This window comes from Bradyrhizobium retamae (assembly GCF_001440415.1).
GTDB lineage: Bacteria > Pseudomonadota > Alphaproteobacteria > Rhizobiales > Xanthobacteraceae > Bradyrhizobium > Bradyrhizobium retamae.
This window is the reverse complement of record NZ_LLYA01000013.1, coordinates 64136-78881: the sequence shown is the minus strand read 5'-3', so window position 1 is coordinate 78881 and position 14746 is coordinate 64136. Positions and strand designations below refer to the sequence as shown.

Annotated in this window: 16 protein-coding genes; 6 read left to right on the top strand and 10 right to left on the bottom strand. The window is 62.6% G+C overall.

The genetic code is table 11. The annotated features are described in order from the left end of the window. Window positions 1–13: 13 nt before the first annotated feature. The 5 genes from CQ13_RS04185 to CQ13_RS04165 all read right to left on the bottom strand — a co-directional run bounded on the left by CQ13_RS04185 (window position 14) and on the right by CQ13_RS04165 (window position 2742). Entirely contained in the window at window positions 14–283 is a 270-nt protein-coding gene (locus tag CQ13_RS04185) for a YodC family protein (protein WP_057841746.1), read from the bottom strand. 69 nt (window positions 284–352) lie between these two features. After that, window positions 353–1240 carry an oxygen-dependent coproporphyrinogen oxidase gene (gene hemF / locus CQ13_RS04180; RefSeq protein ID WP_057841745.1) on the bottom strand — a complete coding sequence of 296 codons (888 nt, stop codon included), beginning with the start codon at window positions 1238–1240 and terminating at the stop codon, window positions 353–355. 6 nt (window positions 1241–1246) lie between these two features. Continuing rightward, on the bottom strand, window positions 1247–1612 hold the full coding sequence (locus tag CQ13_RS04175; protein WP_057841744.1) for a 6-pyruvoyl trahydropterin synthase family protein: 366 nt from the start codon (window positions 1610–1612) through the stop codon (window positions 1247–1249). 15 nt (window positions 1613–1627) lie between these two features. Beyond that, window positions 1628–2260 (bottom strand): 7-carboxy-7-deazaguanine synthase, encoded by a 633-nt coding sequence (gene queE, locus CQ13_RS04170; RefSeq protein ID WP_057841865.1) that lies wholly within the window; start codon window positions 2258–2260, stop codon window positions 1628–1630. Beyond that, the gene (locus CQ13_RS04165; RefSeq protein WP_057841743.1) at window positions 2257–2742 is read right to left on the bottom strand and encodes a tRNA (cytidine(34)-2'-O)-methyltransferase; all 486 of its coding nucleotides are present in this window, start codon (window positions 2740–2742) and stop codon (window positions 2257–2259) included. Before CQ13_RS04165 ends, queE begins: the two co-directional genes overlap by 4 nt. A gap of 276 nt (window positions 2743–3018) precedes the next feature. On the opposite strand from CQ13_RS04165, the gene petA reads away from it, so the two are divergent. The 6 genes from petA (at window position 3019) to CQ13_RS04135 (ending at window position 10573) form a co-directional block, all read left to right on the top strand. Then, the gene (gene petA / locus CQ13_RS04160) at window positions 3019–3549 is read left to right on the top strand and encodes a ubiquinol-cytochrome c reductase iron-sulfur subunit (protein ID WP_057841864.1); all 531 of its coding nucleotides are present in this window, start codon (window positions 3019–3021) and stop codon (window positions 3547–3549) included. A gap of 68 nt (window positions 3550–3617) precedes the next feature. Further along, the gene (locus CQ13_RS04155) at window positions 3618–5690 is read left to right on the top strand and encodes a cytochrome c1 (protein WP_057841742.1); all 2073 of its coding nucleotides are present in this window, start codon (window positions 3618–3620) and stop codon (window positions 5688–5690) included. 149 nt (window positions 5691–5839) lie between these two features. Further along, entirely contained in the window at window positions 5840–6514 is a 675-nt protein-coding gene (locus CQ13_RS04150; RefSeq protein ID WP_057841741.1) for a dienelactone hydrolase family protein, read from the top strand. A 48-nt stretch (window positions 6515–6562) separates the two neighbouring features. Continuing rightward, window positions 6563–7465, top strand: a complete 903-nt coding sequence (locus CQ13_RS04145) for an NAD-dependent epimerase/dehydratase family protein (RefSeq protein WP_057841740.1) — start codon at window positions 6563–6565, stop codon at window positions 7463–7465. A 286-nt stretch (window positions 7466–7751) separates the two neighbouring features. Further along, window positions 7752–9917: an anthranilate synthase component I gene (locus CQ13_RS04140; protein ID WP_057841739.1), complete on the top strand. Its 2166-nt coding sequence runs from the start codon at window positions 7752–7754 to the stop codon at window positions 9915–9917. 116 nt (window positions 9918–10033) lie between these two features. Beyond that, window positions 10034–10573, top strand: a complete 540-nt coding sequence (locus tag CQ13_RS04135) for an adenine phosphoribosyltransferase (RefSeq protein WP_057841738.1) — start codon at window positions 10034–10036, stop codon at window positions 10571–10573. Between the two features lie 162 nt (window positions 10574–10735). Here the strand turns inward: CQ13_RS04135 and CQ13_RS04130 are convergent, their stop codons facing one another. The 5 genes from CQ13_RS04130 to CQ13_RS04110 all read right to left on the bottom strand — a co-directional run bounded on the left by CQ13_RS04130 (window position 10736) and on the right by CQ13_RS04110 (window position 14729). Continuing rightward, window positions 10736–11068, bottom strand: a complete 333-nt coding sequence (locus CQ13_RS04130; protein ID WP_057841737.1) for a GIY-YIG nuclease family protein — start codon at window positions 11066–11068, stop codon at window positions 10736–10738. 96 nt (window positions 11069–11164) lie between these two features. Next, window positions 11165–11833, bottom strand: a complete 669-nt coding sequence (locus tag CQ13_RS04125; protein WP_057841736.1) for a P-loop NTPase family protein — start codon at window positions 11831–11833, stop codon at window positions 11165–11167. A gap of 59 nt (window positions 11834–11892) precedes the next feature. Then, the gene (locus CQ13_RS04120; protein ID WP_057841735.1) at window positions 11893–12645 is read right to left on the bottom strand and encodes a P-loop NTPase family protein; all 753 of its coding nucleotides are present in this window, start codon (window positions 12643–12645) and stop codon (window positions 11893–11895) included. Between the two features lie 165 nt (window positions 12646–12810). Next, window positions 12811–14004: a M48 family metalloprotease gene (locus CQ13_RS04115; protein WP_057841734.1), complete on the bottom strand. Its 1194-nt coding sequence runs from the start codon at window positions 14002–14004 to the stop codon at window positions 12811–12813. Window positions 14005–14168: 164 nt separating this feature from the next. Next, window positions 14169–14729, bottom strand: coding sequence for a LemA family protein (locus CQ13_RS04110; protein WP_057841733.1), 561 nt, complete (start codon window positions 14727–14729; stop codon window positions 14169–14171). Between the last annotated feature and the right edge of the window lie 17 nt (window positions 14730–14746).

The window sequence follows — 14746 nt, the reverse complement described above, 5'->3', positions numbered from 1 at the left end:
CAAAAAAACTGCCTCACGCAACTTTGTTGGCGCGGTCGTCCTCTTCCTCGTCCACGGCTTCCTCTTCGTCCTCGTCTTCGTCGTCGTCTTCTTCGTCGTCTTCTTCGTCCTCCGACGTATCGGCTTCGGCGAGCTCTAGGACGGCAAGCGGCAGCGTCTCGCGGAACAGATCGCCTTCATTGCCCATCCACACGCACGCCACGTTGCCGTCCTTGACCTCCACCACACTGAGAGGATGGCCGCCGGACTTCAGAATGACGACGTCGCCTGGTTTCAAATCCATGATCTACTCCTCGGATTACATAACACGAATCGCACCATAGCGATCAGTCATGACAACCCGATCATGCGATCATGGCCACTTTACCTCCGGCGGCATCGACGAGAGGATGGAATCCACATTGCCGCCAGTCTTTAGCCCGAAGATCGTGCCGCGGTCGTAGAGCAGGTTGAACTCGACGTAGCGCCCGCGCCGGATCAACTGTTCCTCGCGGTCGGCGGCATTCCAGGGGAGGGCGAAATTGCGGCGGACCAGTTCAGGATAGATTTTCAGGAAGGCGCGGCCGACCTCCTGGGTAAAGGCGAGGTCGGCGTCCCAGTCACCTGAATCGTGCCAGTCGTAGAAGATGCCGCCGATGCCGCGCGCTTCCTTGCGGTGCGGCAAATAGAAATATTCGTCGCACCATTTTTTGTACTTGTCGTAATCGGCGACGCCGTTCGATCTCCCGCAGGCCTCTTTCATCGCCAGATGGAAGGCGAGCGTGTCGGGGTCATCCTGCGTGCGCCGGCGGTCGAGCACCGGCGTCAGATCCGCCCCGCCGCCGAACCACGTCTTGGTGGTGACCACGAAGCGGGTGTTCATGTGAACCGCCGGCACATGCGGGTTGCGCATGTGCGCAATCAGCGAAATGCCCGACGCCCAGAACCTGGGATCGTCGGCCGCGCCGGGTATCTGCGCGCGGAATTCCGGTGCGAACTCGCCATGCACGGTCGAGCAGTGCACGCCGACCTTCTCGAACAGCCGCCCGCGCATCATCGACATCACCCCGCCGCCGCCGGGCTTGCCGGTGTGGTCGGTGCGGTCCCAGGGCGTGCGCACGAAGCGGCCGGCCTCGCCGGGATAGAGGGCGGGCGGCGCGTCGTCTTCCAGCTTTTCGAAGGCCGCGCAGATGTCGTTGCGCAGCGCTTCGAACCAGGCTCTCGCGCGCGTCTTGCGATCCTCGATGACTGACATGTCCATTGGAGCTCAGCCCTGCGGCCCGAAATACGTGCAGCTCTCGTTGCAACTGTCGCGGTGAACGCTGACGCGGGTGATTTGGCCTGCGTGCTGGACCCGCTCGAAGATGTAGCGCGAAATGTTTTCCAGCGTCGGCGTCCCCAGCGCCTCGACCTTGTTGAGGAGCTTGTGGTCGAGTGCTTTCCGAACCTCTTCCATGCTGCGCTCCAGCAGGCCGAGATCGAGCACCATGCCGGTTTCCGGGTCGGGCGTGCCGCGCACGCTCACCTCGGCGCGAAATGAGTGGCCGTGAATTTCCTCGCTGGCCGCGCCGAAGGTCGTTCCCTTCAGGGAATGCGCAGCTTCGAAGCGAAACGATTTCGTCAGTTCCCACATCTTGAAATCTAAATCCTATCTGATGCCAAGTGTCTTGTGCGTCTGCAGGCTGAGCCGCCATTGCGGATGGCGTAGGCAGTAGTCGACCGCGCGCGCGGTGTTTTCGAGCACATCGGGTCCATCCATCGGCTGCAGCGAAAAGCGCTCGAAATCGAGCCTCGCGAAATCTTCCGGCGCCGCGCCCGCTTGCGGATAGACCAGCTTCAATTCGTGGCCGCGGCGCACCACGAGATCGGCGCCGGCTTTCGGACTGACGCAGACCCAGTCCATCCCTTCGGGCGGTTCGATCGTGCCGTTGGTCTCGATGCCAATGACGAAGCCGCGCGCATGCAGCGCATCGATGAAGGGCGGGTCGACCTGCAGCAGAGGTTCGCCGCCGGTCAGGACCACGTAGCGGTTGATATTCTCGCCTGTCCATTGCCCGGCGATAGTGTCGGCGAGTTCGTCCGCCGTGGCATAGCGGCCGCCGAGCGTGCCGTCGGTGCCGACAAAGTCGGTATCGCAGAACTGGCAGGTGGCGCTCACGCGGTCCTGTTCGCGGCCGCTCCAGAGGTTGCAGCCGGAAAAACGACAAAACACGGCCGCGCGGCCGGCGTGCGCGCCTTCGCCCTGCAACGTCAGAAATATCTCTTTGACGGCGTAGCTCACCATCTCTCCTTGGACCGCAGCCCTTCCGGAAGCGCGGAACCGGTCTGCCGCAGCGCCTCGCCCAATGCCATGGCAGCCGCCATCGCCACATTGAGCGAGCGCAAGCCCGGCCTGATCGGGATCACCAGCCTCGCATCTGCAGCGGACGCGACCTCATCCGTAACCCCTGCAGATTCCCGCCCGAATAGTAGGACATCGTCCCTCTCGTAGCGGAAATCCAGATAGGAACTCGCCGCCTTGGTCGTAAACAACACCAGCCGGAAGCCCGCTTCGTTACGCCATTGCTCGAATTTTGACCATGAGTCATGACGGGTAATGGCCACATGATCGAGATAGTCCATTCCCGCTCGACGGAAATGCCGGTCCGAGATCGGAAACCCCGCCGGCTCGATAATATGGGCCGCCACGTCCAGGCACGCACACAAACGCAGAATCGTCCCCGTGTTCTGGGGAATGTCAGGCTGGAAAAGCGCTATATGCATAGAGTAGGGCTTCGGAAGCGCGGATGAAATGACTGAATAATCACGGTCGGGCGCAGATTTAGTGCATTGCACGCTTGCGAGCCGATAGCGGGCTTGCGCTCTCTCGGCAAGGGTGCCAATAGAACGATTCTGGACTGCTTGTTCCGCCGGAATGGGGGAGGAAAAGCGGTTTTTCTGCCGCCGCGGGGGCCGCGGGCGCCGGCAGCCTCTCTCAGGGCGCGCTTTCGTGTGTCCGGGGCGGTTCCGCTGGCTGCAGACAAGAAAGGGCTTGAGATCGTGACGACAGCGTCTTCGGCGGACAATCCGACACGCCGTGATTTCCTTTATGTTGCAACGGGAGCCGTCGCCGCCGTAGGCGGGGCCGCCACGGTGGTGCCGCTGGTTTCCCAGATGAATCCGGATGCCTCCACGGTCGCGGCGGGTGCGCCGATTGAGGTCGATCTGACCCCGATCGCTGAAGGGCAGGACATCAAGGTGTTCTGGCGCGGTAAGCCGATCTACATCAGCCACCGGACCAAGAAGCAGATCGAAGAGGCCCGCGCGGTGTCGGTGTCGAGCCTGCCCGATCCGCAGAGCGATGAGCAACGGGTCAAGCCGGGCCATGACCAGTGGCTGGTCGTGGTCGGCATCTGCACCCACCTCGGCTGCATCCCGATCGCCCATGAGGGCCAGTACGACGGCTTCTTCTGTCCGTGCCACGGTTCGGTGTACGACACGTCGGGCCGGATTCGGCAGGGGCCCGCGCCGACCAATCTGGCCGTGCCGCCCTATACCTTCGTTTCCGATACCAAAATCCAGATCGGCTAAGGGCTCGGACGCCAGTCCGAGACCTCCCTTAAGCCGTTGCGTCGTTTTACTTCCTCAGGATCGCATCAATGAGCGGACCATCCGATTTCCAGCCGACCAATCCCGCCTTGAAGTGGATCGAACGGCGCCTCCCGATCATGGGACTCATGCACTCCTCGTTCGTGGCGTATCCGACGCCGCGTAACCTGAACTACTGGTGGACGTTCGGCGCCATCCTTTCGTTTATGCTGGGCGTGCAGATCCTGACCGGCGTGATCCTGGCGATGCACTACACGCCGCATGCCGACATGGCGTTCAAGTCGGTCGAACTCATCGTCCGCGATGTCAATTACGGCTGGCTGCTGCGCAACATCCACGCCAGCGGCGCGTCGATGTTCTTTTTCGCGGTCTATATCCACATGTTCCGCGGCCTCTATTACGGGTCCTACAAGGAGCCGCGCGAAGTGCTCTGGATCCTCGGCGTCATCATCTATCTCTTGATGATGGCGACCGGCTTCATGGGCTACGTGCTGCCGTGGGGCCAGATGAGCTTCTGGGGCGCCACCGTCATCACCAACCTGTTCTCGGCCGTGCCCTATTTCGGCGAGAGCATCGTGACGCTGCTGTGGGGCGGCTATGCCGTCGGCAATCCGACGCTGAACCGCTTCTTCTCGCTGCACTACCTGCTGCCGTTCGTGATCGCGGGCGTCGTCGTGCTGCACATCTGGGCGCTGCACGTGGCGGGCCAGAACAACCCGGCCGGCGTCGAGCCGAAGACCGAAAAGGACACGGTGCCGTTCACGCCCTACGCGACCATGAAGGACATGTTCGGCGTCTCCTGCTTCCTGCTGTTCTTCGCCTGGTTCATCTTCTACATGCCGAACTATCTCGGCGACGCCGAGAACTACATCCCGGCCAATCCGGCGGTAACGCCCGCGCACATCGTGCCGGAATGGTATTACCTGCCGTTCTACGCCATCCTGCGCTCGATCCCCAACAAGCTCGCCGGTGTCGTGGCGATGTTCGGCGCGATCATCATCCTGGCTTTCCTGCCGTGGCTCGACAGCGCCAAGACCCGCTCGTCGAAATACCGTCCGCTGGCCAAGCAGTTCTTCTGGATGTTCGTTGTCGTCTGCATCGGCCTTGGCTATCTCGGCGCGCAGCCGCCGGAGGGCATCTATGTCATCGTCGGCCGCATCCTGACCTTCCTCTACTTCGCCTATTTCCTGATCCTGCTGCCGTTGCTGGCCCGGATCGAGAAGCCCCGCCCGGTGCCGAACTCGATCGCGGACGACGTGCTGGCAAAGACGGGCGGCAAGCCGGCGCCGATGGTATCGACCGTGATCGCTCTGATGGTGGCTGGCGGTCTGCTCCTGGGCGGCGCCGAGAGCGCCCGGGCCGCCGAAGGCAGCACCAAGCCGCCGGCCCAGAAGTGGTCGTTTTCAGGCCCGTTCGGCAAGTTCGACCGCGGCGCCATGCAGCGCGGTCTGAAGGTCTACAAGGAAGTCTGCGCCTCCTGCCATGGCCTGTCGTTCGTCGCCTTCCGCAATCTCGCCGAAGCCGGCGGTCCCGGTTATTCGGTGGCGCAGGCCCAGGCGTTCGCCTCCGAATACAAGGTCAAGGACGGCCCGAACGACCAGGGCGAGATGTTCGAGCGGCCGGGCCGACCCGCCGATTATTTCCCGTCGCCGTTCCCCAACGAGCAGGCGGCACGCGCGGCCAATGGCGGCGCGTATCCACCGGACCTCTCGCTGATCACCAAGGCGCGCAGCTACGGCCGTGGCTTCCCGATGTTCCTGATCGACTTCTTTACCCAATATCAGGAGCAGGGACCGGATTACGTGACGGCGCTCTTGCAGGGCTATGAGGACAAGCCGCCGGCTGGCTTCAATCTGCCGGAAGGTTCCTACTACAACACCTACTTCCCCGGCCACGCCATCAAGATGCCGAAGCCGCTGAATGACGGCCAGGTCACCTACGACGACGGTTCGCCGGCCACGGTTGCGCAATACGCCAAGGACGTCACCCACTTCCTAATGTGGGCCGCAGAGCCGCACATGGAGGCGCGCAAGCAGCTCGGCATGCAGGTGTTCGTGTTCCTGATCCTGCTCACCGTCTTGCTGTACTTCACCAAGAAGAAGGTCTGGGCCAACGCCCACTGATCACGACGTCTTTAACGCGATTTCGGAAAAGCCCCTGCGGGGGCTTTTTTGTTGGGTGCAGCAATGCGCCGACAGGCGATTGCGTCCGGCTTTTGCAGCCGCCAAAATGGCCGCCAGCATCACGTCAAGAAGCAGTCCCGGAGGAACCCATGGGCACCCACATCACCTTCAAGCGTCCGGACGGCAAGGAAACTGCCGGCTATCTCGCCAATGCCGCGCGCGGCAATGCGCCGGGCGTGGTGGTGGTGCAGGAATGGTGGGGCCTGTCGGAGAACATCAAGGGCCTGTGCGACCGCTTTGCGGTTGCCGGCTTCGATGCGCTGGCGCCCGATCTCTACAAGGGCGTCGTGGTGCCGTATCACGATACGGGCGCCGCCAACGCGCAGATGACCTCGCTCGATTTCATGGACGCCACTACCCAAAATGTACGTGGCGCCGCGCAATATCTCGCACGCAACGGCGCCAAGGTGGGGCTTACTGGCTTCTGCCTCGGCGGCGCCGTGACCATCATCGGCGCGACCAAGGTTCCGGAGCTAGCGGCGGGCGTCGTATTCTATGGCATCCCGCCGGAGCAGGCCGCTAAACCTGCCGACGTGAAAATCCCGCTGCAGGCGCATTTCGCCAACAAGGACGACTGGTGCACACCGGCCGCGGTCGACGCCTTCGAAAAGGCGATGAAGGACGCCGGCAAGTCGCTCGAGCTGTTCCGCTACGATGCTGAACATGCCTTCGTGAACGAGCAGCGCGTGGCCGTGCATGACCGCCAGGCCGCCGAGCTTGCCTGGGGTCGGGCGACGGAATTTTTCAGGAAGCATTTGGGCTGAGCCGAGAGACACCTCGTTCGTTCTCGCAATGACGGTGGGGGCCCACACATGAAAGTCTTCTGCACGGGCGCATCGGGCTATATCGGCGGATCGGTTGCCGCGCATCTCGCGGCCGCCGGTCATCAGGTCACCGGCCTTGTTCGCTCCGTCGAAAAGGCAGACGCCGTTCGCGCGTTCGGCATAGAGCCGGTGATGGGCACGCTGGATGACGCGCAAGTTCTCGCCCGCGCCGCGCAGGCGGCAGATGTCGTCGTCAATGCCGCAAGTGCCGACCACAAGGGCGCCGTCGTCGCACTGCTCGATGCTCTCGCCGGAAGCGGCAAGGCCTTCATCCACACATCGGGATCGAGCATCGTCGGCAAGCGTTCCCGCGGCGAGCGCTCCGACGACATCTTCGACGAAGACACGCCGATCACGCCGTCGCCCGCCCGCGCCGCACGGGTCGAGCTGAACCACTTCATTCTCGGCTATCACGACAAGGGCTGCCGCCCGGTCATCATCTGCCCGAGCCTGATCTACGGCATCGGCCATGGGGCAGGGCGCGACAGCGTGCAGATACCGCTCTTGATCAAGCTCGCCAAGAAGCGCGGCAATGCCACGCATGCCGGTCCCGGCGAGAACATCTGGTCCAACGTGCATATCGACGATCTCGTGCCGCTCTACATGCTCGCGATCGACAAAGCTCCGGCAGGTAGCTTCTATTTCGCCGAGAATGGCGAGAATTCGATGCGCGAAGCCTGTGTGGCCATCAACCGCATGCTTGGCTTCGCCGGCCCGCCGTCTGCGATGTCGATGCAGGAGGCTGCCGCCGAATGGGGCGAGGGTACGGCCGAGGACACCATGGCTTCCAACAGTCGCGTCCGTGCCGAACGCGCCCGCCGCGAGCTCCGCTGGCGACCGAAAGCGCGCCCGCTGATCGAGGAGATCGAGCACGGATGTTACCGCGAATAGCGTAGCAAACACGCCGTCCCGGCGAACGCCGGACCCTTTCCGACACCCCAGGATGGGCTTGGGCGAGGCTTCCAGGGCTGTCTTTCCCTTGACATCGTTCCCGCCGGATGGTGATTAGGTTCCCATGAGCACCGTTGTTGCCCCCTGCCGTCTCTGGTGGCGCACCTCCTAAGAGGTGGCCGGTGCGATTTCATTTTTTCAATCGTCGAAGGTCGCCATCGCAGTGCGACGGTTCCTTCGTTTGTCCTGTGTGGCGCGCCCTCCCGAGGTTTCGTAAGAGGATCACATGAACAGGACAGCCTTCTCCCTGCCGGAGCATAGCGAATACCGGACCAGCGGCGGTCTGGCGATTTCGCGCGTGGTCGAGCAGTTCACCGGCAACGCCAAGCGCCTTGACGACCTGATCGAGCTGCTCGATCGCCGCCGTGGCGTGGTGCTGTCCTCGGGCACCACGGTGCCGGGGCGTTACGAAAGCTTTGACCTCGGCTTTGCCGATCCGCCGCTGGTGCTGGAAACGGCCGGCTCGAATTTCTCGCTCCAAGCGCTGAACGCGCGCGGCGAGGTGCTGATCGCCTTCCTCGGCGACGTGCTGCGCGAGCCCTGCGTCGTCATTTCGGAGCGGAGCTCCACGCGGCTGGCCGGACACATCATCCGCGGCGCCGCGCCGGTCGAGGAAGACCAGCGCACCCGCCGTGCCAGCGCGATGTCGCTGGTGCGCGACCTCGTGGCCGCCTTCACCGCAAACGACGATCCGCTGCTCGGCCTGTTCGGCGCCTTCGCCTACGATCTCGTGTTCCAAATCGAGGATCTCGTGCAGAAGCGGGCGCGCGAGGCTGACCAGCGCGACATCGTGCTCTATGTGCCGGATCGCCTTTTGGCCTACGACCGCGCCACCGGCCGTGGCGTGGTGTTGAGCTACGAATTCTCGTGGAAGGGGAGGTCTACCCAGGGCCTGCCGCGCGGCACCGCCGAGAGCATTTACGCCAAAACGCCGCGGCAGGGATTCGCCGATCACGCACCCGGCGAATATCAGGCAACGGTCGAGGTCGCGCGTGCGGCGTTCGCGCGCGGCGACCTGTTCGAGGCGGTGCCTGGGCAATTGTTCGCCGAGCCGTGCGAGCGTTCGCCGGCGGAAGTGTTCCAGCGGCTCTGCCGCATCAACCCGTCGCCCTATGGCGCGCTGATGAATCTCGGTGGCGGCGAATTTTTGGTGTCGGCCTCGCCGGAAATGTTCGTGCGTTCCGACGGCCGCCGCGTCGAGACCTGCCCGATTTCGGGCACGATTGCGCGCGGCGTCGATGCGATCGGCGATGCCGAGCAAATCAGGCAATTGCTGAACTCGGAAAAGGATGAGTTCGAGCTCAACATGTGCACCGACGTCGACCGCAACGACAAGGCGCGCGTCTGCATCCCCGGCACGATCAAGGTGCTGGCGCGGCGGCAGATCGAAACCTATTCGAAGCTGTTTCACACCGTGGACCATGTCGAAGGCATGCTGCGCCCGGGTTTCGATGCCCTCGACGCCTTTCTGACCCATGCCTGGGCGGTTACCGTGACCGGTGCGCCGAAATTGTGGGCCATGCAGTTCGTCGAGGACAATGAGCGTTCGTCGCGGCGCTGGTATGCCGGCGCCATCGGCGCGGTGAATTTCGACGGCAGCATCAACACCGGGCTGACCATCCGTACCATCCGCATGAAGGATGGGTTGGCCGAGGTGCGCGTCGGCGCCACCTGCCTGTTCGATTCCGATCCGGCTGCCGAAGACCGCGAGTGCCAGGTGAAAGCGGCTGCGCTGTTCCAGGCGCTGCGGGGCGACGCGCCGAAGCCGCTCTCGACCTTTGCGCCCGACGCGACCGGCTCGGGCCGCAAGGTGCTCTTGATCGACCACGACGACAGTTTTGTTCATATGCTGGCGGATTATTTCCGGCAGGTCGGCGCAAGCGTAACCGTGGTCCGGCACGTGCATGCACAGGAGATGCTGAAGCGGAAGGCCTGGGATCTCCTGGTCTTGTCGCCGGGCCCGGGTCGCCCGGAGGATTTTGGGATATCGAAAACCATTGGAACGGCGCTGGACCGAAAACTGCCGATCTTCGGTGTCTGCCTCGGTGTGCAGGCTATCGGCGAGTATTTCGGCGGCCAGCTCGGTCAGCTCACCCAGCCGGCGCATGGACGGCCGTCGCGGGTTCAGGTGCGCGGCGGACGGCTGATGCAGAACTTGCCGAATGAGATCGTGATCGGCCGCTATCATTCGCTGTATGTCGAGCGCGACAGCGTGCCCGATGTTCTCGAAGTCACCGCGACCACCGAGGACGGCGTCGCGATGGCGATCGAACACAGGAGCTTGCCGGTCGGCGGCGTGCAGTTTCACCCGGAATCGCTGATGTCGCTCGGCGGCGAGGTGGGACTGCGCATCGTTGAGAATGCTTTTCGTCTGAATGCGGAGGCGAATTGATTGACCGTCATTGCGAGGAGCGAGGCGACGAAGCAATCCATACCGTTCGTGGTAAGGTGGATTGCTTCGCTGCGCTCGCATGACGTTGGGGACAATTGAAAGCGAGATAAGCACCAATGACATTCGATCACGACATCAAGGCCACCGTCCGCACCATTCCGGACTACCCGAAAAAGGGTATCCTGTTTCGCGACATCACGACCCTGCTGGCGGACGCGCGCGCCTTTCGTCGTGCCGTCGATGAGCTGGTGCAGCCCTGGGCGGGATTGAAGATCGACAAGGTCGCCGGCATCGAGGCGAGGGGCTTCATCCTCGGCGGCGCGGTGGCGCATCAGGTATCCGCCGGCTTCGTGCCGATCCGGAAGAAAGGCAAGCTGCCGCACACCACGGTGCGGATCGCCTATTCGCTGGAATACGGCCTCGATGAAATGGAAATGCATGCCGACGCCGTCCATCCCGGCGAGCGCGTCATCCTGGTCGATGATCTCATCGCCACGGGCGGCACCGCGGAAGGCGCGGTGAAATTGCTGCGCCAGATCGGCGCCAATGTTGTCGCGGCCTGCTTCATCATCGATCTGCCCGATCTCGGCGGCGCCGCCAAGCTCCGCGCGATGGAAGTGCCGGTGCGTACGCTGATGGCGTTCGAGGGACATTAAGTCAGCTTGCTCAAAGCTCTCCCCATGTCGTCCCTGCGGAAAGCAGGGACCCATAACCACCAGCGGCAATCGTTAGAGAAGGCGTTCGCCTTCTTGCCCAATCGCGAGAGCAACGCGGTATGGGTCGCTTGGCCGGACGACGGCTGGTGATGGTTGCGCGGCTCAAACCGCCTCTGCATTGAACCGCGACCGCCAATGCAGCGCGCGCTCTTTCAAAAGCGCGTCGAGGATGTAGGGCGTCTCTTCCTCTTCCAGCCGCTCGCATGTCTCGAACGTCAGGCTGTCGGACCCGTGCGCGGCCCACGCCGCCTGCAGGCTACGGCAGGGGTGGCTCCCTTGGCGCAGCGAGAACCAGATGCGGTTCTGGATTTTTTCGAGATTGGGCGTCTGGCCGACCCATGTCTCGGAGGTCGCCTTGCAGCGGATGACGAAGACCCCCGCGATGGTTTTCCGCTCCTTGTAGGCGGCAATGGCTGCCTTTCTGGCTGATGTCACGGCATGCCTCGCGGAAAATGGTTACGTTCGGAGGCACTAACAGACTGGCAGCCCAGCGTCAATATTACCCGGGTAATATTTGCCGTCGTAGAGGCTTCACGGCCGCTGCGGTAGCAGGCTGAACTCGAGCTCGCGAAAACTGGTGTAGTTCCTGCGGATCCACTGATGCAGCTCGGTCGACGAGTCCCGCTCGTTGCGCAGGTAGCTGGTGAAGGAAAAGGTCAGCCGGTCGATATAGGTTTTCAGGAAAGAGGGCAGCGCCGATATGCGCAGGACCCGCCCCAAGCCCATCGCCTCGGGCAGTTCGCCACGCACCACATACTCGTTGTCGACCGTAATCAGCGCTTTCAGCGGGATCTGCTCCCGTAACGTCGAATAAGCGCGCGCGGAAACGCGGTCGGTATCCGCTACGAACAGGATGATCGGCGCCACGCCACGCCGTGCGGCCTCCTTTAGGAAACCGATCTCGTTGATCATCTTGAAGAACTCGTCGAACGCATGAAAGCCGAGGTCGATCACCTTGGCGACGCCGTCATCGACGATCAGGCGATCCATGAGCTGCATCTTGCCATAGGTGTCCATCACGTCGGCTGTCTCGGTGATGCGCGGCAGATATTCGAGCAGCGATGGTTCCTTCAGGTTGATGTCGAAGGAAGATACCGTCCCATCCTTCAGCAGCAGGAACTCGCTCAACAGGCGCGCGAATAGCGTCTTGCCGACCAGCGGCCGGGGCGAGCAGATGATGTAGACAGGCGTGGAGCTCATCACCCGCTATATCAAAGGAATTTTTCGCCTAATCCAGCCCCGTCGCGGCGGCTATCCGACTATTTTTCGCCGCCGCGCACGCCAGGCTTGGCGCCGACGAGATCGGTCAGCTTGATGCGGTCGAACTCGCTCCAGACGTTGGCGAGCCAGTGCCGGACATAGCCGCGCAGCACGAACGAATAGTTCGCGGCCTCGTCGTCCTTGCCCTTGTTGGCGACGAATTTGAGGAACGGCACCGAGGAAACCTCGACCTGCTCATAGGCCATTTCATTGAGCTTGGGGATCGTGAGGTCGGTGGCGTCCTTGATTCTGTGAAAGTAGGAGTTGTAGGTCGACTGATCCCACTGGAAGAACTGGGTGTCGTTGATGAAGTTCTTCACCAGGAAATATTTGGCGCCGTGCATGAAGTTCGCGGTCTCGGCGATTTCGTCCAGCGAGGCGATCGAGGGGCCCAGTATATGGAACACGGCAAAGGTGATCTGCCCGGCCTTTGCGGCATCGAGAAAGCCGATGTCGCGCAGCGAAGCCAGCGCCGGCGACAGCAGTCCGGCGCGGACATCGATCACGGTGACGGAGGGGCTGGCCGCGTTCAGCGTATCGAAGATCTTCATCTGATCCGATGTCGTCGTCATGTCGACGATCTCGGTGATGTCGGGGTGGAAGCGCTTCAGGGTGCCACGCGGGGATTCGGTGTCGAATGCCCGGGTCGGCACGTTGTTGGCGCTGAAATAATCCAGGAGCGTCCGCGACACGGTCGTCTTGCCGACCCCGCCCTTGTCCGCGCCCACCACAATCACGACTGGCTTTGCCATGGAATTCCCTTGAACTGCAGCTCCGACCGCGGGGAGCGGCCGGCATGCCCCATACCCTGCTTTGGGCGCGAACATGGCAGAAACAAGGGAGAATTCAATTCATTAGACGGCCGTCGCCACTATTCGCACGGAATTCGTTAATCCGGGAGGCAGCAGGGCGGCTATTTAGCGGTGCGGCCCCCAAGGGCCATCCGCGGGGCCGGGACGGGTGCCCGGAACGCCGGCGGGCTCGCTGGCGTCGCTCCACGGGCCGCCGGAAACCGGCGGCTGGAGTTGCTCCGTGGCCGATTCCTCCGACTCATCGGGTTCATCCGCCGTATCCGACGGGAGGGCGAGCGGGCCGGGATCATGGCCACCGGCAAACTGCACCAGCGCCTTGACCCGCCTGTCGACTGACGGATGGGTCGCGAACAGGTCGGCAAACCCTTCGCGCGGATTGTCGACACAGAGCTCCATCACCGCAGACGTCGCGCCGGGCAGCTCGCCACGATTTTCGATCTTGCGCAGCGCTGTGATCATGGCGTCAGGGTTCTTGGTCAGTTCGACCGAGCCGGCGTCGGCCAACAGTTCGCGCGACCGCGACAGCGCCAGCTTGACGACTTGCGACAACAGCCACGCCAGCAGGATCAGCACGACCGCGATAATAATCGCCATGACGGCACCGCCGCCGCCCTTGCCGCGGTCGGACGACGAAGAGGAGGAGGACGATGAGGAAGATGACGAGGACGACCAGTCGCTGCCGGTGGAGTTCCACGACAGGTTGGTAAATGTTCGAAAGAACAGTTCGCCGAAGAAGCCCACCACGCCGGCGATGATCATGGCGATCACCATCAACTGCACGTCACCGTTGCGGATATGCGTGAGCTCGTGGCCGAGCACGGCCTCGATCTCCTGGTCGTTGAGCGCCCGCAGAAGGCCCGACGTCACCGTGATGGAATATTGCCGCTGGTTGAGCCCAGTGGCGAAGGCGTTCAGTGCCGGGCTGTCCATTACCTTCAGCTTCGGCATCGTGATGCCGCGCGAGATGCAGAGGTTTTCCAGGAGATTATAGAGCCGCGGCTGCTGCTGCCGCGTTACGCTCTCGCCGCCGGTCACGGCATCGATCATGTTCTGGTGGAAAAAATAGGCGATCACAATCCACAACGCGGCGAGGATTGTCGCATAGGTGAAGGATGCGATCAGGTCGCGCGCGGCGCGCGTCAGATAATAGTTGAGTGAAGCGCCGCTGTTGAGTACCACTTCCGCAACCAGGGCGCCGGCGAAGACCAGCACGTAGATCAGCAGAAACAGCCCGGCGAGCAGCAGCATCGAACGAAACTTGTTCGATGCGATATGCGTGTAGAGACCATACGCGGCCATGGCTGCCTTTCGCTAACCACGGTCATTCCGGGGCGTCGCAAAGCGACGAACCCGGAATCTCGAGATTTGTGGGTGCGATGAGATTCTCAGGTGCGCAATTGCGCACCATAGTTCGATGCTTTGCATCGCCCCGGAATGACGGGGAGGACGAGGCGCCATATCGATCAGAACTTCACGCTCGGCACTGTCTCGACTTCGGTGCGGCTGGTACCGAGATCGAAGAATTCCTTGCGGGTGAAGCCGAACATGCCGGCAAACAGCGCTGCCGGAAGCTGCTGGATGCCGGTGTTGTATTCCTGGACGGCGTTGTTGAAGAAGCGTCGGCTCGCCGCGATCTTGTTTTCGAGGTCCGAGAGTTCGCTGGCAAGTTGCTGGAAATTGGCGTTGGCCTTGAGGTCCGGATAGGCCTCCGACAGCGCGATCAGACGGCCGAGCGCGCCGCTCAACTGGTTCTCCGCAGCCGATACCTGGGCCGGTCCCTGCGCCGTCATCGCGGAATTGCGCGCCTTGATGACGTCGTCGAGCGTACCGCGTTCGTGCGAGGCGTAGCCCTTCACGGTCTCGACCAGGTTCGGGATCAGGTCGTGGCGCTGCTTGAGCTGCACGTCGATGTCGGCAAAGGCCTGGCTGACCCGCTGGCTGAGCGCGACGAGGCGGTTATACGCAGCGAACGCAAACAGCACGATGATGACGATGACGCCGAGAACGATCCAGCCGGTCGACATGCAGACAACTCCTGTGG

Bases quoted from the DNA above. Each gene is read 5' to 3' on its own strand.
- CQ13_RS04120 (WP_057841735.1), bottom strand. From the start codon at position 12,645: ATGGCAAAGCCAGTCGTGATTGTGGTGGGCGCGGACAAGGGCGGGGTC.
- CQ13_RS04155 (WP_057841742.1), top strand. From the start codon at position 3,618: ATGAGCGGACCATCCGATTTCCAGCCGACCAATCCCGCCTTGAAGTGG.
- CQ13_RS04175 (WP_057841744.1), bottom strand. From the start codon at position 1,612: ATGTGGGAACTGACGAAATCGTTTCGCTTCGAAGCTGCGCATTCCCTG.
- CQ13_RS04125 (WP_057841736.1), bottom strand. From the start codon at position 11,833: ATGAGCTCCACGCCTGTCTACATCATCTGCTCGCCCCGGCCGCTGGTC.
- hemF (WP_057841745.1), bottom strand. From the start codon at position 1,240: ATGGACATGTCAGTCATCGAGGATCGCAAGACGCGCGCGAGAGCCTGG.
- CQ13_RS04115 (WP_057841734.1), bottom strand. From the start codon at position 14,004: ATGGCCGCGTATGGTCTCTACACGCATATCGCATCGAACAAGTTTCGT.
- CQ13_RS04140 (WP_057841739.1), top strand. From the start codon at position 7,752: ATGAACAGGACAGCCTTCTCCCTGCCGGAGCATAGCGAATACCGGACC.
- CQ13_RS04135 (WP_057841738.1), top strand. From the start codon at position 10,034: ATGACATTCGATCACGACATCAAGGCCACCGTCCGCACCATTCCGGAC.
- CQ13_RS04145 (WP_057841740.1), top strand. From the start codon at position 6,563: ATGAAAGTCTTCTGCACGGGCGCATCGGGCTATATCGGCGGATCGGTT.
- CQ13_RS04165 (WP_057841743.1), bottom strand. From the start codon at position 2,742: ATGCATATAGCGCTTTTCCAGCCTGACATTCCCCAGAACACGGGGACG.
- CQ13_RS04110 (WP_057841733.1), bottom strand. From the start codon at position 14,729: ATGTCGACCGGCTGGATCGTTCTCGGCGTCATCGTCATCATCGTGCTG.
- CQ13_RS04150 (WP_057841741.1), top strand. From the start codon at position 5,840: ATGGGCACCCACATCACCTTCAAGCGTCCGGACGGCAAGGAAACTGCC.
- CQ13_RS04185 (WP_057841746.1), bottom strand. From the start codon at position 283: ATGGATTTGAAACCAGGCGACGTCGTCATTCTGAAGTCCGGCGGCCAT.